21 protein-coding genes and 1 tRNA gene are annotated in these 23885 nt (G+C 33.5%); 12 read left to right on the top strand and 10 right to left on the bottom strand.

Annotated elements, in window-relative coordinates:
* Positions 1 to 9 precede the first annotated feature (9 nt).
* The 3 genes from ACJ6WR_RS11650 to ACJ6WR_RS11640 all read left to right on the top strand — a co-directional run bounded on the left by ACJ6WR_RS11650 (position 10) and on the right by ACJ6WR_RS11640 (position 1697).
* Positions 10 to 516, top strand: a complete 507-nt coding sequence (locus ACJ6WR_RS11650) for a GNAT family N-acetyltransferase (RefSeq protein ID WP_409417882.1) — start codon at positions 10 to 12, stop codon at positions 514 to 516.
* 221 nt (positions 517 to 737) lie between these two features.
* Positions 738 to 1358, top strand: coding sequence for a hypothetical protein (locus tag ACJ6WR_RS11645; protein ID WP_409417881.1), 621 nt, complete (start codon positions 738 to 740; stop codon positions 1356 to 1358).
* A gap of 21 nt (positions 1359 to 1379) precedes the next feature.
* A complete protein-coding gene (locus ACJ6WR_RS11640) occupies positions 1380 to 1697 on the top strand; it encodes a hypothetical protein (RefSeq protein WP_409417880.1) in 318 nt (105 codons plus the stop codon).
* Positions 1698 to 1759: 62 nt separating this feature from the next.
* Here the strand turns inward: ACJ6WR_RS11640 and ACJ6WR_RS11635 are convergent.
* Together ACJ6WR_RS11635 and ACJ6WR_RS11630 are read right to left on the bottom strand one after the other, a co-directional pair.
* Positions 1760 to 1846, bottom strand: a tRNA-Ser gene (locus ACJ6WR_RS11635).
* Positions 1847 to 1906: 60 nt separating this feature from the next.
* On the bottom strand, positions 1907 to 2779 hold the full coding sequence (locus tag ACJ6WR_RS11630; protein ID WP_039113720.1) for a LysR substrate-binding domain-containing protein: 873 nt from the start codon (positions 2777 to 2779) through the stop codon (positions 1907 to 1909).
* A gap of 90 nt (positions 2780 to 2869) precedes the next feature.
* On the opposite strand from ACJ6WR_RS11630, the gene ACJ6WR_RS11625 reads away from it, so the two are divergent.
* Complete coding sequence (locus ACJ6WR_RS11625; protein WP_409417879.1) at positions 2870 to 4102, top strand: MFS transporter; 1233 nt, start codon at positions 2870 to 2872, stop codon at positions 4100 to 4102.
* Positions 4103 to 4285: 183 nt separating this feature from the next.
* On the opposite strand, the gene ACJ6WR_RS11620 is transcribed toward ACJ6WR_RS11625, so the two are convergent.
* The 6 genes from ACJ6WR_RS11620 to ACJ6WR_RS11595 all read right to left on the bottom strand — a co-directional run bounded on the left by ACJ6WR_RS11620 (position 4286) and on the right by ACJ6WR_RS11595 (position 11166).
* Positions 4286 to 5317, bottom strand: coding sequence for an asparaginase (locus ACJ6WR_RS11620; RefSeq protein WP_039117015.1), 1032 nt, complete (start codon positions 5315 to 5317; stop codon positions 4286 to 4288).
* On the bottom strand, positions 5307 to 6443 hold the full coding sequence (locus tag ACJ6WR_RS11615; protein WP_039113716.1) for a 1-acyl-sn-glycerol-3-phosphate acyltransferase: 1137 nt from the start codon (positions 6441 to 6443) through the stop codon (positions 5307 to 5309). The genes ACJ6WR_RS11620 and ACJ6WR_RS11615 overlap by 11 nt, the downstream gene beginning before the upstream one ends.
* Positions 6444 to 6508: 65 nt before the next feature.
* Positions 6509 to 7288, bottom strand: coding sequence for a TatD family hydrolase (locus ACJ6WR_RS11610; protein ID WP_409417878.1), 780 nt, complete (start codon positions 7286 to 7288; stop codon positions 6509 to 6511).
* 514 nt (positions 7289 to 7802) lie between these two features.
* Positions 7803 to 9449, bottom strand: a complete 1647-nt coding sequence (locus ACJ6WR_RS11605) for a S41 family peptidase (protein ID WP_409417877.1) — start codon at positions 9447 to 9449, stop codon at positions 7803 to 7805.
* 398 nt (positions 9450 to 9847) lie between these two features.
* Entirely contained in the window at positions 9848 to 10579 is a 732-nt protein-coding gene (locus ACJ6WR_RS11600; RefSeq protein WP_409417876.1) for a tetratricopeptide repeat protein, read from the bottom strand.
* Positions 10580 to 10581: 2 nt separating this feature from the next.
* Positions 10582 to 11166 (bottom strand): RNA polymerase sigma factor, encoded by a 585-nt coding sequence (locus ACJ6WR_RS11595; RefSeq protein ID WP_039113709.1) that lies wholly within the window; start codon positions 11164 to 11166, stop codon positions 10582 to 10584.
* A gap of 130 nt (positions 11167 to 11296) precedes the next feature.
* On the opposite strand from ACJ6WR_RS11595, the gene ACJ6WR_RS11590 reads away from it, so the two are divergent.
* The 6 genes from ACJ6WR_RS11590 to ACJ6WR_RS11565 all read left to right on the top strand — a co-directional run bounded on the left by ACJ6WR_RS11590 (position 11297) and on the right by ACJ6WR_RS11565 (position 18702).
* Positions 11297 to 11596, top strand: a complete 300-nt coding sequence (locus ACJ6WR_RS11590; protein ID WP_039113707.1) for a hypothetical protein — start codon at positions 11297 to 11299, stop codon at positions 11594 to 11596.
* Positions 11597 to 11668: 72 nt separating this feature from the next.
* Positions 11669 to 12253 carry a hypothetical protein gene (locus ACJ6WR_RS11585; RefSeq protein ID WP_409417875.1) on the top strand — a complete coding sequence of 195 codons (585 nt, stop codon included), beginning with the start codon at positions 11669 to 11671 and terminating at the stop codon, positions 12251 to 12253.
* Positions 12254 to 12330: 77 nt separating this feature from the next.
* Positions 12331 to 13323: a hypothetical protein gene (locus tag ACJ6WR_RS11580; protein ID WP_039117022.1), complete on the top strand. Its 993-nt coding sequence runs from the start codon at positions 12331 to 12333 to the stop codon at positions 13321 to 13323.
* A 182-nt stretch (positions 13324 to 13505) separates the two neighbouring features.
* Positions 13506 to 15458: a PKD domain-containing protein gene (locus ACJ6WR_RS11575; RefSeq protein WP_409417874.1), complete on the top strand. Its 1953-nt coding sequence runs from the start codon at positions 13506 to 13508 to the stop codon at positions 15456 to 15458.
* A 188-nt stretch (positions 15459 to 15646) separates the two neighbouring features.
* Complete coding sequence (locus ACJ6WR_RS11570) at positions 15647 to 18313, top strand: CHAT domain-containing protein (RefSeq protein WP_409417873.1); 2667 nt, start codon at positions 15647 to 15649, stop codon at positions 18311 to 18313.
* Positions 18265 to 18702, top strand: a complete 438-nt coding sequence (locus ACJ6WR_RS11565) for a retropepsin-like aspartic protease (protein ID WP_039113700.1) — start codon at positions 18265 to 18267, stop codon at positions 18700 to 18702. Before ACJ6WR_RS11570 ends, ACJ6WR_RS11565 begins: the two co-directional genes overlap by 49 nt.
* Before the next feature lie 138 nt (positions 18703 to 18840).
* Here the strand turns inward: ACJ6WR_RS11565 and ACJ6WR_RS11560 are convergent, their stop codons facing one another.
* Complete coding sequence (locus tag ACJ6WR_RS11560) at positions 18841 to 19809, bottom strand: C1 family peptidase (protein WP_086893669.1); 969 nt, start codon at positions 19807 to 19809, stop codon at positions 18841 to 18843.
* A 198-nt stretch (positions 19810 to 20007) separates the two neighbouring features.
* Here ACJ6WR_RS11560 and ACJ6WR_RS11555 point away from each other — a divergent pair, with 198 nt between their 5' ends.
* The gene (locus tag ACJ6WR_RS11555) at positions 20008 to 20844 is read left to right on the top strand and encodes a hypothetical protein (RefSeq protein WP_409417872.1); all 837 of its coding nucleotides are present in this window, start codon (positions 20008 to 20010) and stop codon (positions 20842 to 20844) included.
* A 107-nt stretch (positions 20845 to 20951) separates the two neighbouring features.
* A complete protein-coding gene (locus tag ACJ6WR_RS11550) occupies positions 20952 to 22466 on the top strand; it encodes a T9SS type A sorting domain-containing protein (RefSeq protein ID WP_409417871.1) in 1515 nt (504 codons plus the stop codon).
* A gap of 73 nt (positions 22467 to 22539) precedes the next feature.
* On the opposite strand, the gene odhB is transcribed toward ACJ6WR_RS11550, so the two are convergent.
* On the bottom strand, positions 22540 to 23781 hold the full coding sequence (gene odhB / locus ACJ6WR_RS11545) for a 2-oxoglutarate dehydrogenase complex dihydrolipoyllysine-residue succinyltransferase (protein WP_039117026.1): 1242 nt from the start codon (positions 23779 to 23781) through the stop codon (positions 22540 to 22542).
* Positions 23782 to 23885: the final 104 nt, after the last annotated feature.

Raw genomic sequence — 23885 nt, 5'->3', positions numbered from 1 at the left:
AACACTACAATGGAATTTTTTAAAACTACAAATGAAGATATCGATGCCGTTTTCGATATCTATAATGAAGCTACGTCTTATCAAAAAACAGTCAATAATAAAAGCTGGAGAGGTTTTGAAAAAGCATTAATAGAGAAAGAAATCGCCGAAAACCGTCATTTTATAATCAAAGATGAAGGGGAAGTTGCTTGTACATTTGTGCTTACGTTTAATGATTTAATTATCTGGAAAGAAGCTACTCAAGATCCTGCTGTATATCTTCATCGTATTGCTACAAACCCAAAATTTAGAGGTCGTTCTTATGTTACAAAAATCATAGAATGGGTAAAAATATATGCCAAAGAAAATGGTAAATCTTACATAAGACTAGACACTCATAGCGGAAACGAAAGAATAAACAAATACTACACAAGTTGTGGTTTTGACTTTAAAGGCGTTAGCGTTATCGAATGGACTAGCGAATTACCAGAGCATTACAAGGAAGGTTCTTTTAGCTTGTTTGAGATTAAGCTATAATCCTTTTGAATGCGATTATTTTTAACACATAGAAACATAGTTTACAAAGTCTAAAAAAAGACGTTTCACTCAAAATAGATCACATAGTGCTATGCGAAAAAATTATAATTTTCTAGAAATATCTTAAATTATAATTTTAAATCTATGTTTCTATGTGTTAAATACCTTTTTTTCGAATTACACTCAACTAACTATAGTTTTAAATTATATCAATTCAGAGTATGAATACACATAAAGATTTTCACGTTGGACAATGGGTTAAATCCTATGCAAAAGGAATACACAGAATTGAGAAATTTGTTCCGATTGAGTTTGAAGAATATCATTCATTTGTTGGTGTTATAACAAAAGATAAAATTGGAACTCTGGATGAACCTTTGGTAATACTCAAACGTCTTTTTAATTCAAAATTTAAAAAACAAGTTGGAACAGACTTTTGCTCAAGCACATTCTTGAAACCAACATCTGCCGAAGAAAAAGCCAATATTGAGGAACAATTAAAGCTAAATCCAAAATTCATAACAGATTTGGACAAGTATAACATCACAAAATTTGAATCGAGATATGGATTAAACATTCATATTTCTGAAGAAACAAAATCTATTCTTCCAGAACTGGCTTCGTTTATAAGGCAAGAAGGTAAAACGTTTACAGAAATTTTTGAATGGTTAGACAATAAAAACTGCAAAGACCTTTTGGACAACAGAAGTACTTTAGGCAATAATGATCGTTCCCATTATTTACAATTTATAAACTGGAGTTATGAAACTAGAGATAACAAACTCTCGTTTACAGATTTACTAGCCTTTACGCCTAACTTTGAGAAAATTGAGTTAGGATAATAAAATTAAAATCTACTAAAGATGGACAAATTGAATTATTTAATAAAATATGTTTTTGTTGGACTTGAAAATCTAAATGATGGATTTGATTCTGAATCAATATATTATTTTTCTGAAAATGATTTTGAAATCGTTCTTGATAGAATTGAAAAACTTGGAATTGAAATTTTAGGAATTGAACCTTGGAAAAATGGAGAATTTTACGATGTATTAGGTCCAGACGATTTTAACTCTGATTTAAAATGGTATCGAAAAGCTTTTATTAAGTTTAAAGAAAGTGGAGAAAATCTTCAGTATGCTGCAAGTTATAAAGTACCATCTGAGTTATTAAATAGATAAAAGAGATTTGTAATTATATAACAAAACCCTTGTGAATAAAACTTCACAAGGGTTTGTTTTTGCAGAGAGGATGGGATTCGAACCCACGATACAGTTACCCATATACTAGCTTTCCAGGCTAGCTCCTTCAACCACTCGGACACCTCTCTAAATTAGGTTTGCAAATAACACGAAAAAAAACGAGTTAATAAAATAAAATCGAGTAATCCTTACATACTTTTTTTAAATTCTTCTATAAATAATTTTACTGCCTTTTTTTGGTACGCCCCTTCTATCGTCAACATAAACGAATCTCGTTTAGTCACGACTCCCGTAATCTTAATTGCTTTTATATTGTCCCAGCCTTTTAGGGCTTTCTCGGTTACAATTGTTGCCCAATAGCCATCGCCCACCAATCGTAATAATGCCTGAACTGCATTTAACTCAATAGAAACTTTAGGTTTCATATTATTTTTTAAAAACAATTCATCAAGAAATTCTCTCGAATTAAATCCTTTTACGGGTAAAATAAGCGGAAGATCTTCTATATCCTTAAAGGGAATTTTGTCTAAAACGGCTAATGAGTGCGTTTTTGAAACTGCCAACACCAACTTTGATGTAAACAATGGGAATTTTTGAAAAGGAAGCTTTATTTCATTAGAAGAAATAACCAAAACCAAATCTAATTCATTATTCAAAAGTTTTTGTTCCAAAGGCTCTGTTGTACCGTATTCGACAACAATTTTTAAATGCGGATATGTTTTAGCAAACAAATCGACAATTGGTAAAACCAAAAGCCCAAAAATATAAGTAACTCCTATTCGGAGTTCTCCGCCAATCATTTGGTTCAAATCATCAATCGCCTGCTTTCCGCTCTCAACATTTTCTATAACTTGTTTAGCATGAATCAGAAATACCGAACCTGCTTCTGTAAGCTGTACCTTTTTTCCAATCCTAACAAACAAAGGCATTCCGAGTTCTTCTTCTAGTTTTTTTATTTGTTGCGATAATCCAGATTGCGTTACAAAACACAATTCGGCAGCTTTTGTAAAGTGAAGTGTTTTGGCGGTTTTAATAAAATATTCAAGTTGAAAAATTTCCATATCGATTAGAAAAAGTAATTATTATCAGTAAAATTATTAATTTTTCTAATGAAAACATAATTCCGAACTTTGTAAAAAAGTTTCACAATCATGTTTAAAGCGTTAAAATCAAAGAATTTCAAATTATTCTTTTACGGACAATCGGTCTCCGTAATTGGTACATGGCTGCAAAAAACTGCCGTAAGCTGGATGGTTTATAGTGTTACAGGTTCCGTTTTCCTTTTAGGATTAACGACGTTTTTAAGCATGATTCCGTCTTTATTCCTTGCTCCGCTTGCCGGAAGTATTATTGGGCGTTATGACAGACATCGCAGTATGATTGTACTACAATCCTTGGCAATGCTGCAAGCGGGCGCATTGGCTTTACTTATTTATTTAAAAATATATAACATCAACTTTATCTTGGCACTGAGTTTATTACAAGGAATCATAAATGCATTTGATATGACTTGTAGACAAACCATGATGGTGGAGATTGTCGACAATAAAGAAGATTTACCAAATGCCGTTGCTTTAAACTCTACTCTAAACAATTTTGCCCGAATTGCTGGTCCTGCTTTGGCTGGAATTATTTTGCACAATTATGGCGAAGACATCTGTTTTATTGGAAACTTCCTAAGTTATATTCCAGTTTTAATTTCTTTATTAATGATGAAAATTACACCTCACATTAAAGCCACCGACAAACTTAAAATGCTGGAAGACTTTATAGAAGGTTGGGATTACGTGAAAAAAGAAAGCGAAATGGCAAAAATGCTCTTGATGTTAATGTGCAGTAGTTTATTTGTAATTTCTTTCAATACGCTTATGCCTGTTTTTGCTAAGGATATTTTTAGCGGAAACGCGCAAACCTTTAGTTGGTTTGAAAGTGCTGCCGGAATTGGTTCTATCTTATCAGCTATTTATCTGGCTAATTTAAAAACATCCAAAAACATGAATAAAATAATGATTGCAGCCAGTTTATTATTGGGCTTTAGCATTATTATTTTAGCTTATTCAAGTAACTTAACTGTAGCGCTTATTTGCATGGCTTTAAGCGGTGTGGGAATGATGGCGCAAACCTCATCGATAAACATATACATCCAAACTCAAAGTACTACGCATATGCGCTCAAGAAGTATTAGTTATTATCTTATGGCATACCAAGGAATGATTCCTGTGGGAAGTTTGATAATTGGGTATCTATCACATTTTATAGGAACTAGAAATACAGTCGCCATTCAAGGTGTAATATGTATTCTTTCGGTAATAGTGTACGTGTATTATAAAAACCGTAGTACTGAAGAAGATTTAGAAACTTGCTCTGTTCGTTATAAAAACTAGTAAATTCCAATTGTCGACAAACTTGTTCATTTCGAGGGACGAGAAATCTTAGCTAGTAACTCGACAAAGATTGGCGATTATGATAACGGAGTTTCTCGTGAAGATTTCTCGTCCCTCGAAAGGACAATATTGGGGAAGAACTTCAATAAAATGAACTTAAATCACTTATATGTTTACCTGAATTTAAAGAGAAATCTCTCCGCGTAAAGCAGTTTCAAAAACAGTCTTGAAATTTTCGGCTTCGATTCCGTGACCTAATAAATACATCAGTTTTGTAATTGCAGCTTCGGTTGTGATGTCTTTTCCAGAGATTACGCCAAGTTCTTTAAGAACTGTACTTGTCTCGTATTGTCCCATATTCACACTTCCGCCTGAACATTGTGTTACGTTTATGATGTGTAAACCTGACTGAATAGCTTTTTTAATAGCATTAAGAAACCAATCTTCTGTAGGTGCATTTCCAGATCCGTAAGTTTCCAGAACAATCCCTTTTAAGTCTGGAATTGCCAATATTGCCGCCAAAACTGGTTCGCTCATTCCTGGAAACATTTTTATGATGGCAACGCGATTGTCTAATTTTTTATGAACGATTAATTTCGAAGACGTTTTTATAGGCAAAAACAAATGCGAATTTAATTTTAAATGCACTCCAGATTCTACCAATTCAGGATAATTTGGAGCAGTAAAAGCTTTAAAATGTTCTGCATTTACTTTAGAAGTTCTGTTACCACGGTATAATTTGTATTCAAAATACAAACAAACTTCATTGATAACAGGTTTTCCGTCTTGCTGAAGTGAAGCTATCTGAATCGCTGTAATTAAATTTTCTTTGGCATCTGTACGCAAATCCCCAATTGGCAATTGCGACCCGGTAAAAATCACAGGCTTAGATAAATTCTCCAGCATAAAACTTAATGCCGATGCCGAATATGACATGGTATCTGATCCATGAAGAACCACAAAACCATCAAAAGAATTGTAATTATCTTCGACAATCACAGCGATTTTTGTCCATTCTTCAGGATTCATATTTGATGAATCAATTGGAGTATCAAACGAAACCGTTTCGATTTCGCAATCCAATTGTTTCAACTCAGGAATTTTTTGTAATAATTTACTAAAGTTGAAGGCTTTGAGCGCTCCAGTCTCAAAATCTTTACTCATACCGATAGTTCCTCCGGTATAGATTAAAAGTATTTTGGCTTTAGATGACATCTTGGTATTTTAATTTATTAACTACAGGATTAGCATACATAGATAAAAACCCTTGTCTTGTAACTGGATTATCACTACCAATACGCATTTCTAAACGACGCTCAAAAAGTAATTTCTCATTTTCTTTATACAAATGAGCAAACTTATCGGTTTTGTTTAAAATGTCGTAGGCAATAAAATTGGTTGGCCATAATTTATAATTCTTCAATACAGAATCATCTATAGCTTGTGCCAATGCTTGGATTTGTTTATTCGAATTGTCATTTTCGGCAGCAATCTGGTCAATTTCTTTATCCAGAACATCTCCTACCGAAATGTGTATTCTTTTTTTAGTTCCCATGATACCACTTAAAATGGTCATGAAATCTTCATTTTTTTCTTTAATATAAATCTCGTTATTCGCTTCTGCCATTAATTGTGGCATTTTTAAAGCATCGGTTGGATCATATTCGTATGAAATCGAAACTGGAACTATTTTCATTTTCTTGAAATAATCCATTAGGTTCGCTTCATCCGATCCCATTCCTAACATTTTTAAAACACCAGGATTTGTAGCGTCATTTCCGTCTTTGGTTCTTCCTTCACGTTGTGCAATCCAAACCGAACGATTCTCACGAAACAATAAATGTCCGATATACTCTGCTAACAATTTAGAACTTTGTAACATCTCACGAGGCGAAAGTCCACGTAAAACCAAGAAATTACGATTTAATTTAGCCAAAATGTTCAAGAAGGCTTTTTTAACCAAATTATCTCCAATTGCCGAAGCGGTCATTACCAAACCATGCTCAAACAAGCAAACATTTAATAATGTGGTATCTAAAAGAATGTCTCTATGATTAGAAACAAATAAATAAGAAGTGTTTTTTTCTAGTTTCTCGAATCCTGAAGTTGTTAATCCTTCTGAACTTCTTTCGAGAACTTTTTGAATTGTCTGATAAATAAAATTGCATTGAAAATCACGGATAGAGTGAGTTCTCTTCAATTGTTCCTTCCAAACTTCGTCGTCTAACTCTGGAAATGAAAAGTTCATCATGGCTTTCATCATAGGATGATTTGCTACACCATGAAGGGCTTCATTTACTTCTGAATCATAAAACGGTCGAATCGCATCAAATTTCTGCATTATAAATATCTATTTTTAAGTGGACAAATGAACAAAAAAAAAATTAAAGTATCATACGTTCTAAGTTAAATCCCAAAAACGTCTTTTGAATTTTGGGTAGTTACCGCTGCTATTTCTTCTTCAGAAACATCGTATATATCGGCTAATTTTGATACAACGTTCAGTAAATAAATACTTTCGTTTCGCTTTCCGCGAAAAGGAATTGGTGCTAAATATGGCGAATCGGTTTCGAGAACAATATGTTTTAAATCGATTTGATTTAAGAATTGATCAATTTTTCCGTTCTTAAAAGTCACCACTCCGCCGATTCCAAGTTTCATATTATAAGAAATCGCCTGTAATGCTTGCTCATGAGTGCCCGTAAAGCAATGAAAAATACCAAATAAATCATCTGATTTTTCTTCTTCCAGGATTTCAAAAATTTCATCAAAAGCGTCACGACAATGAATTACAATTGGCAATTTATATTGTTTTGCCCATTGAATCTGAGTTCTAAAAGCAATTTGCTGTTCTTTTAAATGGGTTTTATCCCAGTATAAATCAATTCCGATTTCTCCGACTGCGTAGAATTTTCTTTTTGCTAATTCCGTTTCTACATGTTTTAGCTCATCGAGGTAATTATCTTTCACGTAAGTGGGATGCAAACCCATCATTAAGAATACATTATCTGGATATTTTTGCTCTAAATCATACATTGATTGTGTGCAGGCTGCATCGATAGCAGGAATAAAAAAACGAGAAACACCTGCATCAATTGCTCTCTGAATCATCTCACCTCGATCTTGGTCAAATTCTTCTGAATATAAATGTGTATGTGTATCGGTAATAATTGTTGTTGGGTTCAATTCTATAATTTTAAAAGCCCAAAATTACGACAATATTAAAAACTTTCCCAATTTGATTACAATAAGCGAATTTTACAATGAATGGAACGCGGATAAAACGGATTCGCTAAAGCGAAAACGCAGATGAAAACGGATTTTTTCTATTCCAAATATAGTCTTATCCTCAATCTTGTCTTTCTGACGCAGGAAGAATCTCCACGAGTAACTCTACTAAGCAAAACACAATAGATTACGGTAAATGGAACGCGGATGAAACAGATTCGCTAAAGAGAAAACGCGGATAAAAACGGATTTTTCTATCGGAGTCGAAGGGCGTGAGGGGCTTCGACTCTGCTCAGCCTGACATATGATTACATTATGAATAAATCTACATTACGTAGACGCACTGCGGTGCGTCTCTACAGAGAACCTTTGCGCCTTTGTTTCTCTGAACCTTGTCCCTTTTCTCCTAATCTTGTCAGACGGAGTCGAAGTCCCGTAAACATCATATAAACAGTCTTTTATTCTTAAAAAACTAAACTCCTGTTTCAATAAATTTTATTGCACGGTCTAAAACCTCATCTTTCCCTTTCTGAATCCCTTCAATCGTAGGTTTAACTTCGATATCGGGAACGATTCCGATTCTTTGTGTTTCGCGTTTATCAGGATAATAAACTCCAACTCCAGAATATCTTGTATGAAATTCTTTAAAATCAAGTTCTGTTACATTTCCATCAGCACCAGCGGTTTGACTTCCTATAATTGTTGTGTTTCCTGCAGTTTGAAAACACATCGCTGTCCATTCAGCCTGACTCATAGAATCTTCGTTAAGCAATACAATAATTTTACCCTTATAATTATCTTTGTTTTCAGACCCACAATTTGTTCCTTCTGTCCATTTAAATCTTCCCGGATAACTAAAATCAGGATAGGTATAAATTGCAAAATTTTCTTCGTGAGCATTTAAGAAATTAGCGATTTCTTCATAGGTTCCGTTTGGATAATTTCTCATATCAAAAATAATAGCTTTGGTAGATTTTAATGCTTCTATCATATCCGGAACATGTTTAACTTTTATAACTCCCATATTCACATAACCAATATTATTATCCAAGAGCTTAAACTTATCCTTCTTTTTCGTTGCTCCCTTCATAAACTCATTTCTATGAGAATCATGATAATTAAACCATGTCATTGATTTAGTTATGTATTTTCCTTCTTCAAAAAATTCAACATTCACATTATCTGAATAGCCTGATAAAATTTTTCTAACTACCTTATCCAAAAGTACTGGTTCATTTGAAGCTGAATATAAATCTCTATATTCTGTGATAAGTTCCTTAATTGTTTTATCATTTACTTTCGTAATTACACTTCCTATTTTTATGCCATCTGCTTGAGCCAGACTATCACCTAAAATTTCCATAACAACCATTTTGTCACCAATTATTTTGCAGCTAGCAGGAAAATATCTTTTGTCATCTTCAAACCTTCCCTGTTTATAAATTGCAAATTCAACATGGCTATCATCAAGCTTAACTGCCATTTTTCTTATTACTGTATAAAAATCATCTTCATTTTTAGATTCAAGAACAAGCGGAATTGTTTTTTCTAAAGTCACATCCCATTTCTGATCCATTAAATACTTGTAAGGAAAAAAATACTCTACTAAATTCCAATACATACACATCCATAAAATTTTTGAATTTTTATTATCGTACTTAAGATCAAAATAATTTCCGTTTTTAAAAGGATTATATCCTGGTCCTATTTCCTCATTGGTCTGAAATCTATTATCTTCAATAAACTTCAATTTAATAGACAGTTTTTTCGAAAACAATTTATTACTGTCAATCCAGCTTAAATCAAAATTTTTATCAAAATATTCAACATCTTTTGGAGGTGTAATTGGTACAATTTCTTTTACTTCCCCTAGAGAATCTATCCAATTTTCTAGAACCAGTGAAAACTCTTTTTTAGTTTTTGCTTGTTCAATTTTCGGTAAAACTTCCAGAAGTTGATTATCCCAATTAAAATCGCCATTGGCTACTTTTGGGTGGTAATACTTTAAAAAGCCCCATACTTTACAAGTTCCGACTAGTTTTTCGGTTTCGGTAAGTTTAGTCTGTGCATATATGATTTGTGAAATTACTAGAAGAATTAATAGGGTAATTTTTTGCATTCAGTAAATAAATTTAAAATTATAAATAGGTTGAGGTTAGGGTATTTGTAAAATCGAATTTAGAACTTAAAATTTAAATTTGATTACAATCACAAAAAAAAAGCGACAAAAAAATGTCGCTTTAAATTTGTTTATCATTGCTTTACAGGCAAAGTTATCAGATTGAACGTAAGACAAGATTGCAAATAGAAAAATCCGTTTTTATCCGCGTCTTCGCTTTTGCGAATCCGTATAATCCGCGTACCTTTTATTATGAAGCTTATGGGACTTCGGCTCCGCCTGACATATAATTACATTATGAATAAACCTGTATTGAGTAGACGCACTGCGGTGCGTCTCTACAGAAAATCTTTGCGAATCTTTGTGTAACCTCTTTGTGTGTTTAGCGAAATATCGCTCTAATCCAATTCGTTCAAGAGATCTTGTACGTCATCATAACCTTCATAATCTTGAGAAATCGTTTCTAGGATATCTTTACACGATTTATAATCTTTCTGTTTTAATTTGCTCAAAGCAAGATTCCATAATGCTTTGTCTTTATACACAGATGTTCCGGTTTTTAATTCATTAAAAATAGCTTCGGCTTTCTCAAACTCATTTTCTTGTAATAATGCAACACCATAAAAATATTGAATCTCAGGTGTTTTGTTTTCTTTTAGAGTTTCCTCAAAAAGCGGAATCGCATCTTTATATTTTCTGACATTATATGCTACTTCGGCTTGTTTCAGAGCAATATTTGTATCTCCTCTTTCGGTAAAAGTAGCTTGGTCGGGATGATTAAAATCCTCAAAAACTGGATTCGAATCATAATTAAAAAAGAACAAACCAATTAAAACCGCTACAGAAGCTGCAACTGCATAATACCAAGGTTTTAAAGATACTGCTTTGTTTTTTTTCTTCTTTTTATCAAAATGAGTATTAGAAATTCGAGTTAGATTTTCTTTGAACTCTTCTCTTTCTTCTTCATATCCAAATTTAGTCTCCAATTGAAGATTTACTGTTTTAAAAGTTTCAAAAGCCGAAGCAAATTCTGGATTTTCGGCTAATTGTTTTTCAAAACTATTTTTTTCTTCAACAGTCATTTCTCCCTGAAGATATTGATCGAATAATATATAGCGTTCTTCGTTCATGACTACTTATTTTTTAGAGATTTAAAGTTTTTACTTTCCTGAATCCATACTGTTAACTGACCAATACAAAGCGATTTCTTTTTGCGAACATAGCCATAAGTCACATTTAGTTTCTCGGCCACTTCCTCCATCGATTTTATTGTAAAACTCAGTTTTAGTAATTCTTGACATTTGTCTCCTAATTTCTGGAACATAGCGTCAAACAATTGCTGTTTCTCTTCAAATTCTTCGGTTTGATCAACCAATTCGTGTGCAGATTCATTTATAGATGCTGCGTCTTCGTTAATTGTTACCCCTTTATTTGATGTTTTTTTTAATTCATTAAGCCACTTCCTTTTGCACAACAAGAAAAAATAAGCATCAAAAGGGCAAGTCAATTGTAAGACATTGGCTTTAGCCTGATTAAAAAGCAAAATCATTATTTCCTGAACCACATCTTGCGCTTGATCCTTATCGCCAGAATTGTTCATTATGTATGAAACCACTTTAGGAACAAACTTTTTATAGATAGACTGAATAACCGCCGAATCATTTGCAGCAAGCCCTTCAATATACATTTGATCAGGATGAATGTTAGTTTGGCTCATAAAATGACTTTTTAATTAGCTAATGTAAAAAAAATCTGAAAATAAATCTCAAATAAAGGGGTAACAATTATATAATCAAGTTGATATACCAAAACAAGAGTCTTTTAAAACAATTAAAAAATTAAGAGAAATGGAAAGTTATCAATTTATAAACGAGAAAAATTTAGACCAATTTCATAAGATGCTTTCTACCAAAATCCGAAATGGTTTTGTAATTGTTGAGCATAACGAAAAATTACCTTATGTAGTTTTATCCAAACAGAAAAAAGAAATAAACCATTCCCTACATCTATTCTTTACCTGTACCACTCTGGGCTTATGGTCGATTGTTTGGTTTTATCTAATCATCACCCTTTCTAAGAAAAAAAATATTCTTGTTGCCTTAGACGAAGATGGAAATCTATTTGAAGAAAAATGTCTTGATAAATAAACCCAAAACCAGGGTAACAATTATTCACTCTAAAACATCTATTACTATAAAAACCTTTAAAAATTAGAAATCATGAAAACACTACCAACTTTAATATTATGTATCACTGCTTTTACAATCTTGAGTTGTGATAATGACAATGACCCAACAAATAATGTTTGCGACTCAACCTATGTCTCTACACTTATTACAACAGCTTTTACAACCGCAAACGGATATGATGATGTTACAACAATGGATCTGGAAACACACGAATATACAATCCAGATTAATGCCAATGGAGAAATTTGTACTGTAGGATATCAAAATCCAACCACTTACACAGGTGGTTATACTATGGAAGTTACAAACACAACCACTAGTGTTACCTATACAGGCATTCATACTTTTTCTCAAACCACATTAGATTATCAATCTATAACTCCAGTACCAGTAAGTTCTGGTGATATTATTACCGTAAAAAGAACAATCCTGCCTGGTTACACAGTACTTAATCAAACAGTAGGACGTATTTTAAGAAAAAACCCTTTCACAACAGTGCCCTATCCTATAACTCAAGGTAATGTCGTTTTCTTAAGTTCCAATTTTCATGGTGCCGGAGGTCCAGTTCCTAATTATGCACAACCATATATTGCCCTTGGTTTTAAAGTAATTTAAAAATAAACCAAAAACAGGGGTAACAAATTTTTAACCCAAAACATCTATAACTATAACAACCATTAAAACTAGAAATCATGAACACAAATTTTAAAACAATCGGACTTTTATTCTTAGCAATAATCACTTTCGTAAGTTGCGACAATAGCGATGACAACAGCGACAGCGGCAATCTTGTTTTCCCACCATCTGCTGCAGCATTTAAAAGCATCAGCACAAAAGGAGTTAAAAAAAACACACAAAATTTTACCCTCACAGCAGGAACAGGTGTTGTAACCCTAACATCAGCCAAAGGAGTTAAACTGTCCATTAATGGAGATTGCCTTACCAAAAACGGAAATCCTGTAACTGGAGTAGTCGATATCGAATACGTTGAACTTTTTGACAAAGGCAACATGCTTATCTCAAACAAACCTACAATGGGAATTATGCCCGACGGAAAGAAAAACTTACTGATCTCAGGCGGTGAATTCTTTATTAAAGCCACACAAGGCGGAGTCGAGCTTAAAACAACTTGTAGTATGAACATGATTGTTCCTGCAAGCTTAACCAATGGTGTAGATAATGCTATGACTTTGTGGAAAGGAGTAATCGATGATAACGGAGAATTAGCGTGGGAACAGCCTAAACCAGATGCAGGAGGAAACGGAGGAAAAGATGGAGTTCAAGCCGAAGGAGGTAATTATTATGTTCATTTTGGAAGCTTTGGCTGGACAAACGTAGACCGTTTTTATTACGACCCAAGACCTAAAACAACTCTTCTTGTCGATGCTCCCCAAGGATACGACAACAACAATAGTGCAGTTTATTTATCATACGATGGCGAAGGAACAAATGCACTTGCAAAACTAGACACTTATACACCAGCAGGATTATTCAGCGAACACTACGGACAAATCCCAATTGGACTTGCTTGCCACGTAATATTTGTTACCGAAGATAATGGCCAATGGCGTTACGCTATCAAAGCAGTTACAGTTGCTGCCAATGATGTTTACACTTTTACAATTGCCGAAACAACAGTCGGTACCGAAGCTCAACTGATAGCGGCAATCAATGCTATTCAGTAACTTACAAAATTCTTTTTAAGAAAAAGTGATGATTTGCTCATCACTTTTTTTTACATTTAATCCAGTTTAAAACGTATTCTGATAATTTCAAGAAGCTAATCCTGCTGTCCGACTCTATCTTTTTCTTGTTAAAGAAACAAGAAAAAGGATGCCGCTCCCATCAGGGCTAAAAAACTCTAGTTATGAAACCACTATCATCTATCTTCTTTCTTCTTTTATCTATATACTCTTTCTCACAAACCAAAGTAAAAGATACTATAACCCGAAGAGCCACTATTGGTTACACTCAAAACGGAAATCTGGTAAGTTTCAAACCCGAAACCCCACCATTAATTCCTATTGCCGGAGCACCAAAGCCTAGCTATTCTTATTTATGGGAACTTGGTGATGGACATTACTCTAAAGCTGCCGAACCCAAACACGTTTACAAAAACAAAGGAACATATACCACAAAACTTGCGGTAACCAACAATTACGATAACGGAAAACCACCCGCAACGCGACCTAAAAAAGTTGCCATAAATGATATTACCGATACTAACTACAAAGACATTGCCTCGATAGCAGACCAAAACGGATTTGCAATCCTAAAAAATTGTGACCCAATTCCCGATCAGGAAATGGTCGTTGTAGTAAGTTATCAAAATCTGGAGAACTATGTTTCCAGCGGAAAACTCTATCTTTTTTACAACGAAAAACAATTTAAAGACAACAATTTCCAACTGGTCGATTTTAGAACTTATGCAAACGAACGCGAAGTAAAAGAAAACACCGTAGCTTCCGTCAATGATCTTGATGATACCAAAACCTATTTGGCTTCGACCGAAAACAGCATTAGAACCAAAAAACACCGAAATACAACCACCGAAGAAGATCTCGACGCATCATTATTAGAAGCAAATAAAACCTATCATAATGTTTCGATTCTGGAATTTGACGATGCCAATCCAAACGAAACCCGAAATGTATTTTACACTTTCAAAACTACTCCCGAAATGATTAAGGATACCAGCGCAACCGTAACCATGCGCGGAATTTTCGTTCCTAACCGAAGCTATAAAAATCATAAAATAAAAAATCTGGAAATGGAAATCGTAACTTCTCACGATCCAAACAAAATGGGTTCTAACGGAAGTTTTATGAATTACAGATTAGTGCGTTTTAAGAGAGTCAATTTTAAAACCCGCTTCCAGAACAACGGCGAAGGTCCAGCCAGAATGATCCGACTCGAAACTGATATTCCTGATATGTTCGACAAAAAAACATTTCAGATAGAAGATATGTACCCAAAATGCCCGATTTGTCCCAAAGACGAAATCCCTACAACTAGCTGTTTAGATACAATTATCAAAAAAAATCAAATCTTCTTTACTTTCAAGAATATTTATTTACCCGGAAGTGAACAAAAAAATGTAAAAGAAAAAGATAGCACCAAAGGTTTTGTAAAATATTCTATGAAGTTTGGTGATGACTTTCATAAAGTAAAAACCCGAAGTCGAACCGCCATAATATTCGATAAGAACGAACCAATTATTACCAATTATGCTACTACCCGATTCTTACCCGGAATATCTATTGGCGCAAAAGCAGGTTATAATCTGTATCCCGATTTAGATAAATCGACAAGTTACTTTGTAGGTGCAACCATTTCGCCTTTTAAATCCTATCGTTTTTATTGGCAAGCCGAATGGCTCAACGCGATAAACAAATACGAAAGCGGTGTAACGACAAGAGAAGGAATTGGTATAAACCCAAATGGAGTAAAACAATTTCAGCGTATGACAACAAGTACCGAAAATAAAAACGTCAACTGGGAAATTCCCGTTCTTATTCGCTACAACATTAATAATTACATTGGAATTGGTGCGGGTTTACAAGCCAATATTAATGTTTCCGAAGAGCAAACTCAAACAATAAAAATAGAAACTTTTGAAGGTGGAACTGATCAATACTTATTGGACACCAAAACGGAATCAAACACAGTTAAAAACTCATTCGCCGATTTTAAAACTGGTCTTTTATTCGACTTAACAGCTGGTTTCGCCCGAATTGGTCCGAGTTTAGGTGTGCGTTATGTGATAAACTTTGAACAGAATTTTAATTATTTCCAGTTTTATGGGATTTGGAGGTTTTAGGAGTTATTCCGCGAAGTTGCACGAAGGTTTTCGCAGAGATACACAAAGAAAAAGGTTTACCACGAATGGCACGGTTATTCTACCATATAAGTGATATAAGTACATTTAAGCTAAATCAATATATGCACAAAATTATATGACCTTAAATAACTTACATGGTTAATTTTAGCCTACAATACTTAACTAATATGAAATTAACTCGCTTATATATTTTAATTTTCTTCTTTACAGGTCTGAATGTTTTCGGGCAGCGTCAGGAAGACAAAATATATCTTGCAATTGATTCTTTTATAGCACATCCTTCTGCGAAAGCATTACAAAATCTAACAAGTACTGAATCTAATTTCTGGAAAAACACAAATCCAAAATCCAAAGACGAATTATTAGCAATCGTGGTTTTAAACTGTAACAAAGCCTACTATGAAAACCAGTTCGGGCAATCAGAAAAAGCGATTACTAGTTATGAAAAAGCCTGGCAGATTTACGAAAAAAACAAACTGAAAGATTACGATATTATCGAATATTGCCTGAAACCTTTAGGCAATTTATATACCATTATGGGCGATTATGACAGTGCCGAAAATACCATAAAACAATATTTTTTTATTGTAAATACATCAAAAAATTATCCCGAAGCTCAGAAACAAAAATTTGCTGCAATTCTTAATTTATCCAATGTTTACCTCAGTTCTGGCAAAAGTGCATCGGCAATAGATTTACTCGAAAGCACTTTAAAGACCGAGAAATTATCAAATACTCAAAAAGGAATTTTATACAATAATCTAGGGAATAGTTATTTATTGAGTGCTAAAATAATAGTCCTCAATTCCAATCCTTGGATTAAAGCTGAAAAAGCATTTGAATCTTCTATAACATATTTAAAAACCGAAAAGGATCAATCAGAAACTTTATCGAATTCCTATCGAAACTTAGCAGCTTTAAACAGACAATGGCAAAAATTTGATGTTGCAAATTCTTATCTCGAAAAGGCTGAAAAACTTTTTCTACAAACTCCAAACCAACAACCGCGAAAAGTAGCCAAGTTGTATTACGAAAAAGCATTATTACTTTTTGATGAACACAATTATGATGCGTGTTCCCAACAAATTGGTGAATCTTTCAAACTTTTAATTCCAAATTATAAAATCTCAAAAAACAGTTTACCCAATAAAAACCAATTATACGCCGAAACTGTTTTAATGGATTTACTCGATTTACAAGCTGATATTTTCCTGAAACAAATCCAACCTAAAAAGGCACTCGAAGCCTTCCAACTTTCATTTCATGTTGAAGATTTATTAATGAATACATTGGTTTATGAAAATTCGAAGATTATTACCCAAATCAGAGCCCGAAATCGTACCGAAAAATGCATCTCTATTTATGATAAATTATATCAAAAAGAGAACAAAGTTCAATATTTGGAACAAGCTTTCCAATTATCCGAAAGAACCAAATCGGGTATTTTAAAGAATTATCGTTCGAATATTAAAACCGCTACCACAGAAGAAAAATCATTATTGCAACAGCTTCAAAACTTAAACAATGAAATTTTAAAAGAACAGCAAAAAGGAGATTTAGCTAATATTGCAAACATCAATAAAGCCATAAAAAAGCAAAACGAATTGACGCTTGCTTTAAAACAAATACAATCTAAAAACTCTGATTACATTCCTGAGGACTGTGATTTAAAAGCTGTCTTATCAAAATTGGAGAAAGACAAAGCTGTAATGGTATATTATTTTATGGGAGCTGAAAATTTATTTTATTTCACTTTACAAAATAAAAGAATAGAGCTTAATCATATCAACATTACAGATACTGCAATCCCGAAAATTGCCCAATTTGTAGATTATTTCAGTAATGCAAATGAAATTACCAATGATATTTCAGGCTATAATACATACGGGAAAATCCTTTATGATATGCTGAAATTACCTAAAAACGCAGTTTACAGAAATCTCATTATTGTTCCCGACGGAATCCTTAATTTCCTGCCTTTTGAAGCCTTGATTACTCAAGAATCGAATACAACTAATTTTGCCAAAATGCATTATTTGCTAAATGATTTTAAGATTGCCTATACAACTTCGGCTAACTTTTATATCAATGCAAAGCCTATTCCAAATTCTACAAAAACAGTTTTGGGTGTTTTCCCTGTTTTCGAGAAAACAGCGTATGAATTAAGTTATTCCAAGAAAGAGTTACAATCCATACAAAGTAATTTTCAAGGGAGGTTTCTTGAGAATGCTGATGCTACTTTTGCCAACTTTAAAAACAATGCTTCCCAATACGCCATTTTACATTTAAGCACACATGCTTCTTCGGGCGATGTCGAAACTCCTGCAAGTATCAAATTCTACGATCAGGAAATCTTGTATTCTGAATTGTACAATCTTACTCTAAATCCTGATTTAGTAGTTTTAAGTGCCTGCGAAACAGGAATCGGAAAATTATATAAAGGCGAAGGTGCCATGAGCGTCGCAAGAGGTTTTCAGTTTGCGGGCGCACAGAACTTGTTGTTTTCGTTATGGAAAGTAAATGATTACACTACATCGGTTTTCATGGCTGACTTTTATAAAAACATCAAAAATAACATTCCGTATTTTGAAGCCAATACCAATGCCAAACTTGATTTTTTAAATAATAAATCTATTCCTAATGCCAAGAAATCTCCTTATTACTGGAGTTCTTTTGTATATTATGGTTCAATTTCGCCCGAAGAAAAATCAACAAATTATATACTTTACATCATTAGTTTATTGGCTGTAATTGGTTTATTTTTGATATTCAATCAGTACCAAAAATGGAAAACCTTCACGAAGTTCTCAAAAAAGAGAAATACAAAAAAATAAAATTCAAAGTTACCAAAACACAACACCTTTTAATAAAAGCCAAAATCAATGGTATTTCTGGGAATTTTATATTAGATACTGGAGCTTCTAATACTTGTGTAGGTTTTGAGAGCATAGAACGTTTTGCATTGGGTGCCGAAGCTTCAAAAACTAAAGCTGCCGGAGCTGGAGCTACAGGAATGCTTACCCAAACTGCGTCTAACAATATATTACAAATTGGTTCTTGGAAAGATTCGGATTTTGCATTGGTAATTTTTGATCTTTCGCACGTAAACGAAGCTTTACGACAATACAAAGCAAGACCTGTTCATGGCATTATTGGAGCCGATGTTTTATTACAAGGCAAAGCAATTATCGACTATTACAATCATTATGTATATCTGCAATAAAAAAACGAACACGAATTTCACTAATTGTCACTAATTTGTTCGTGAAATTAATTTCGCAAACTAAGTTAACCATTTAAGATTTGTGCAAATTCGTGAAATTCGTGTTCAAGATTATTTATAAAACAGTAGTATTAAAGTTTAAGAATTTGCTGATGGATTAGGAATAATACATCCTGCCCAATTAAAGGCTCCATTGGCAATATTATTATAAGTTACATAAAAGAAACCGCTGCGTCCCCAGCCTGCACCCCAAGAATTTTGTACTTTAAAAAGTTGGGTAGCATCATCATATCCTACAATACATACACAATGCCCGCCTTGTCTGCTTCCGTAAAGATTAGACCAAACGTGGTTGTTATTACGGATATCATAAAAACTCTGATTTACATCAAAACATACTGCAACGGCATAATTCTGATTAAGATAATATTTAATATCTGCAGCACTTCTCGGGTTTACATTAAACCATCCACCTGATTTTCTTGCTGAAGCCCAATTTCTTTGTTGGGTTGATGGCACTGTATAACAACCTCCCGCAACATAAGGCATCTGAAACTCGGCACATTCTCCTTGGTTTTTTATCAAATTCATTGCATCATTAGGATAAGAACCTGCGCCACAATTACCCAATTTTATTTGGTTATAAACATAAGCTGCACTTCTCGATGCGTTATACCAATTACTCTGATGCACGGTGTTATTAAGATATCTGGCAATACTGTGTGCAGCATAACCCACTCCCCAACCTACGCAAGACCCTTCACTCCCCTGATCTCCAACTGGTGGAGTTGGCAAATTTTTGCTGGCAGCAATTTTAGCCGTTAAAGTCGATTTTTGAGTTTCTGAAACTAAATCTGGTCGTAGTTGAGCAATTTTTAAACGATAATCGTTTGGTGTTAAAAACTGAATATTCTTTAAATATTCATCAGGCATTGGAGCAAGTCCGTATCTTCCTTTATCAAGAAGATTAACATCTCCGTCCATTAATTTTTCCTGAACGTCGCTCTCTGCTTGATCATTACCTTTTTCGCAAGAATAAAAAGCTAGCAAGGCAAAAGACAAAAGAGCAATTTTTTTAATCGAAAATTTAATAAGTGGTTTTTTCATGGTTTTGTTGTTTTAGTTATTAATTATTTCGTACAGCAATTATTTACGAATTTATCAGTATTTTTAGCACAACATTAACATTAACAGACTCATAACTCCAACTTATCTTACGCATAACTATACCTTGAGTATTCCTACTAACATGAATTGAATTTAATTATCGAAGAAAAAATGTCAATTATTAAACAACATTCGCATATGGAAATCATAATAGACAAATTAGTAGAAGGCATAAAATCCCATCCTATTATACAAAACAGTACTTTATCTGGCGTTAAAGAATGGAAAAGGGCTCATTATATTATTCTATCGGAAATAATATCTGATTGCTTAGAAAAATCTGAATTCATGCAAGGCTCTAAGAGAAATGAACTTGGATGCTCTATCTCGAGTGCCACATTGCAAAGAATTTTCACAAACGACTCATCACAAACTAAAAAATCTGATTTGCGTTTCTTAAAAAGTTTAGATAAACTGGCTATTTTTATTGGCCATCCCTCCTTAAATAGTTTCCTGAATTGTGAAGCTACAGAGTATAATAAATCATCGGAACCTGAAAACAAAAACGAACCTATCTCTTTTTTTGAATCATTGATTGCTAATTATTGTCAGGAAGAGTTTAATTGTTTGAAAGAATTACCCGAAATTAATATTTCGAATTTATCAAATTACGTCTTTGCAGAAAGCCCTTTTGCAAAAAGAATTAAGGATCTTTTCGAAAATTATTCGAGATTAAATTATCATTTAAACTGTATAGATAATCGATCTAATTTTGAAATTTTCGATTTTAAAGTCTCTAGTATTACTGAAAATATTGCCATTCTAACCGTAAAAGAGTTTTGGAATTTAGAGTGGAAAGACGAAAACGATGCCATATCGATTGTTCTTAATAAGGTAAACAGGCAGACTTATTTTATAAAAAAAAGGGAGGACGTTTGGAAAATATGGGACAACTACAATCCTGATTATAATGAACTATCTACTAGGATACATTCGGCTATAGAAAATCAACATATAAAAAAAGCTATCCTTTAACAAAGTAAGCTCATTGCTTTTCACAAATCACATCATTATAAATACATATTTTATTAAATTTCAGTTTTTTAAGTATATTTGTTAACGAATTTAACAAACCGATACGTATGAAAAAAACTTTACTCTATCTATTATTTTTACTTACATCCCTTAACTTCTATGCACAAATTAGTATAGTTAGTCCTATTATACATTGTAATGGAGATACTCTATTTGATTTTACTATTCGAAAAAATGAAATAATTGGAGACTTAAATCCTGCTGAAACGACACTTAGCTACCATCTTAGTAGCGATGACGCTACAAACAATGCTAATGCAATTCCAAATCCGACTTCGTTTGTAAGTACAGTAGATTCTAAAAATATATATGTCCGAATTAATAACAATGGAAATTTTTCTCTAAAATTTTTCCGTTTAAACATAAACCTTAATTTAGCTGTAGATGCTACCATTAGATATTCGGGATGTTATACCCCAATATTATTTTTAAATGCTACAGGAGGCTCACCTTCCTATCGATATTCAATAGACGGTATTAATTACAAAAAAGAAAACTTTTTTGAAGTAAAGCCAGGAACCTATACTATATACACTTTAGATAATAATGAGTGCACCGCTACAGCAACTAAGGTTGTAGAAACCATAACTATCCCCCGTCTTCAAGCGCAAACGGTAGCGACTATGACAAGATGTAATGGTGACAACAGTGCGGAAATAATGACATTCCCATCTGGTGGAACTCCTCCGTATAGCTGCTCTCTTCTAGAAAATCCAAATGCTTTTGTAACTGTAAATAATAACAATTTTACTTTTCGCAATATAGGTGCTGGTTCATATACGGTAATTATTAAAGATATGATGGGATGTACTGAATTCAACTATATACAAATTCAGAATCCTCCAATACTTTCAGCAATCGTAACAATAACAGATCAAACATTAACAATAAATGCAACTGGAGGAACTGGCAAATACAATTATTCTATAAATCACATGCCTAATCAGTCTAGTAATGTTTTCACAAATATATCTCCAGGAATATATGATGCTTATGTTGTAGATGAAAATGGATGTATAGTATTAATTACTCAAAATATTATAAATCCGCCTGCTCCTCTGATAGAGGGTAAAAAAGCTATTACATTGAATCTTACTGCTGGACAAACTCTTGCCGATATTAATATTCCTGGTGCAGCTATTAAATGGTATAGCAATGCCATTTCTCCTTCTGGAAAGACTAAAAGGTTAAACGAAGCTTTTTTACCATTATCTACTGTGTTAGTGGACAACACTACTTATTATGCTTCTCAAACTATTAATGGAGCTGAAAGTAAAGAAAGACTAGCCGTAACTGTAAAACTAAATACGTTATCGAATCCTGACTTTGTTCTTGGTAATTTTAAGTATCATCCTAATCCTGTAAAGAATGTATTAACTATAGAAAACTCATCGGTTATTGACGAAGTAACTCTTTTTTCTGTTGGTGGAATCATCATCTTGGATAAAAAAATAAACAGTTTACATTCTGATCTTGATTTATCAAATGTAGCAACAGGAATTTATTTCCTTAAAGTGAAGTCTGAAGGTCGCGAAAAAACGATAAAGATTGTAAAAGAATAAAGATATCAATCAGCATAAAAAAAGCCGTCATTTAATAAAAAATGACGGCTTTTCAATTGAAAATTATTATAAACTATAACTCTAATGCTTTCTTAGGATTGTTATCCATCAATAATTCAAGTGGGTTCTCTAATGCTTCTTTAATAGCAACTAAGAATCCTACTGACTCACGACCATCGATGATTCTGTGGTCATAAGAAAGTGCCACGTACATCATTGGGTGAATTTCTACTTTACCATTTACAGCAATCGGACGCTCAATAATGTTGTGCATTCCTAAGATTCCTGATTGTGGTGGATTGATGATTGGTGTACTCAACATACTTCCGAAAACTCCTCCGTTTGTAATTGTAAATGTACCACCTGTCATATCATCAACTGTAATCTGTCCGTCACGCGCTTTAATAGCCAATCTTTTGATTTCTGCTTCTACACCGCGGAAGGTCAAATTCTCTGCATTACGAACCACAGGAACCATTAATCCTTTTGGTCCAGATACTGCGATTGAGATATCACAGAAATCATAAGCTACTTTATAGTCACCATCCATCATAGAGTTTACGTCTGGATATAATGCTAAAGCTCTTGTTACTGCTTTTGTAAAGAATGACATGTATCCTAAACCTACACCTGCGTGTTTAGCTTTGAATGCATCTTTGTATTCATTACGTAAGTTGTTTATTGGTGTCATATTAACTTCATTGAATGTAGTTAACATAGCTGTTTCGTTTTTAGCTGCTACTAATCTTTCTGCTACTTTACGACGTAACATTGAAAGTTTTGTACGCTCTGAACCACGGTTTCCTCCTGTTGGAGTTCCCATAGAAGGTACTGCATTTAAAGCATCTTCTTTAGTGATTCTTCCATCTTTACCTGTTCCTGAAACTGTAGATGGTGTTATATTTTTTTCGTCTAATATTTTTCTTGCTGCTGGAGATGGTGTTCCAGATGCATAAGTTGCAGTTGGTGCCGGAGCTGCTTTTGGCGCTTCTGCTTTAACTTCAGCTTTCGGTGCTTCTGCCTTTGGTACCGAGGCTTCGGTACTAGCTGCTGCTGGAGCTGCTCCAGATGGTTTTGCTGCGCTAGTATCGATTAAGCAAACTACTGCTCCTACTGCTACTGCGTCTCCTTCTTCTGCTTTTAGTGTGATTGTTCCACTAGCTTCTGCCGGTAATTCAAGAGTTGCTTTATCAGAATCAACTTCAGCAATAGCTTGATCTTTTTCTACATAATCTCCGTCTTTTACTAACCAAGTTGCAATTTCAACTTCTTTTATTGATTCCCCTGGTGATGGGACTTTCATTTCTAAAATCATGTCTTATTATTTTAAATTATGAATTTTATATTTTAAATTGTTTTGAAAACAACTTTTGTTAATTAGATTTTTATTCTTTTAGCCCTGATGGTAGCGGCATTCTT

It is taken from the genome of Flavobacterium sp. PS2 (genome assembly GCF_046250155.1).
Lineage (GTDB): Bacteria > Bacteroidota > Bacteroidia > Flavobacteriales > Flavobacteriaceae > Flavobacterium.
This window is presented reverse-complemented; position numbering and strand designations above follow the sequence as displayed.

What these genes read in the sequence shown, in the direction of transcription:
- ACJ6WR_RS11580 (WP_039117022.1), top strand. Translation starts at nt 12,331, where the DNA reads ATGAACACAAATTTTAAAACAATCGGACTTTTATTCTTAGCAATAATC.
- ACJ6WR_RS11650 (WP_409417882.1), top strand. Translation starts at nt 10, where the DNA reads ATGGAATTTTTTAAAACTACAAATGAAGATATCGATGCCGTTTTCGAT.
- ACJ6WR_RS11640 (WP_409417880.1), top strand. Translation starts at nt 1,380, where the DNA reads ATGGACAAATTGAATTATTTAATAAAATATGTTTTTGTTGGACTTGAA.
- odhB (WP_039117026.1), bottom strand. Translation starts at nt 23,781, where the DNA reads ATGATTTTAGAAATGAAAGTCCCATCACCAGGGGAATCAATAAAAGAA.
- ACJ6WR_RS11645 (WP_409417881.1), top strand. Translation starts at nt 738, where the DNA reads ATGAATACACATAAAGATTTTCACGTTGGACAATGGGTTAAATCCTAT.
- ACJ6WR_RS11560 (WP_086893669.1), bottom strand. Translation starts at nt 19,809, where the DNA reads ATGAAAAAACCACTTATTAAATTTTCGATTAAAAAAATTGCTCTTTTG.
- ACJ6WR_RS11585 (WP_409417875.1), top strand. Translation starts at nt 11,669, where the DNA reads ATGAAAACACTACCAACTTTAATATTATGTATCACTGCTTTTACAATC.
- ACJ6WR_RS11555 (WP_409417872.1), top strand. Translation starts at nt 20,008, where the DNA reads ATGGAAATCATAATAGACAAATTAGTAGAAGGCATAAAATCCCATCCT.
- ACJ6WR_RS11630 (WP_039113720.1), bottom strand. Translation starts at nt 2,779, where the DNA reads ATGGAAATTTTTCAACTTGAATATTTTATTAAAACCGCCAAAACACTT.
- ACJ6WR_RS11550 (WP_409417871.1), top strand. Translation starts at nt 20,952, where the DNA reads ATGAAAAAAACTTTACTCTATCTATTATTTTTACTTACATCCCTTAAC.
- ACJ6WR_RS11620 (WP_039117015.1), bottom strand. Translation starts at nt 5,317, where the DNA reads ATGTCATCTAAAGCCAAAATACTTTTAATCTATACCGGAGGAACTATC.
- ACJ6WR_RS11590 (WP_039113707.1), top strand. Translation starts at nt 11,297, where the DNA reads ATGGAAAGTTATCAATTTATAAACGAGAAAAATTTAGACCAATTTCAT.
- ACJ6WR_RS11615 (WP_039113716.1), bottom strand. Translation starts at nt 6,443, where the DNA reads ATGCAGAAATTTGATGCGATTCGACCGTTTTATGATTCAGAAGTAAAT.
- ACJ6WR_RS11605 (WP_409417877.1), bottom strand. Translation starts at nt 9,449, where the DNA reads ATGCAAAAAATTACCCTATTAATTCTTCTAGTAATTTCACAAATCATA.
- ACJ6WR_RS11570 (WP_409417873.1), top strand. Translation starts at nt 15,647, where the DNA reads ATGAAATTAACTCGCTTATATATTTTAATTTTCTTCTTTACAGGTCTG.
- ACJ6WR_RS11575 (WP_409417874.1), top strand. Translation starts at nt 13,506, where the DNA reads ATGAAACCACTATCATCTATCTTCTTTCTTCTTTTATCTATATACTCT.
- ACJ6WR_RS11595 (WP_039113709.1), bottom strand. Translation starts at nt 11,166, where the DNA reads ATGAGCCAAACTAACATTCATCCTGATCAAATGTATATTGAAGGGCTT.
- ACJ6WR_RS11600 (WP_409417876.1), bottom strand. Translation starts at nt 10,579, where the DNA reads ATGAACGAAGAACGCTATATATTATTCGATCAATATCTTCAGGGAGAA.
- ACJ6WR_RS11565 (WP_039113700.1), top strand. Translation starts at nt 18,265, where the DNA reads ATGGAAAACCTTCACGAAGTTCTCAAAAAAGAGAAATACAAAAAAATA.
- ACJ6WR_RS11625 (WP_409417879.1), top strand. Translation starts at nt 2,870, where the DNA reads ATGTTTAAAGCGTTAAAATCAAAGAATTTCAAATTATTCTTTTACGGA.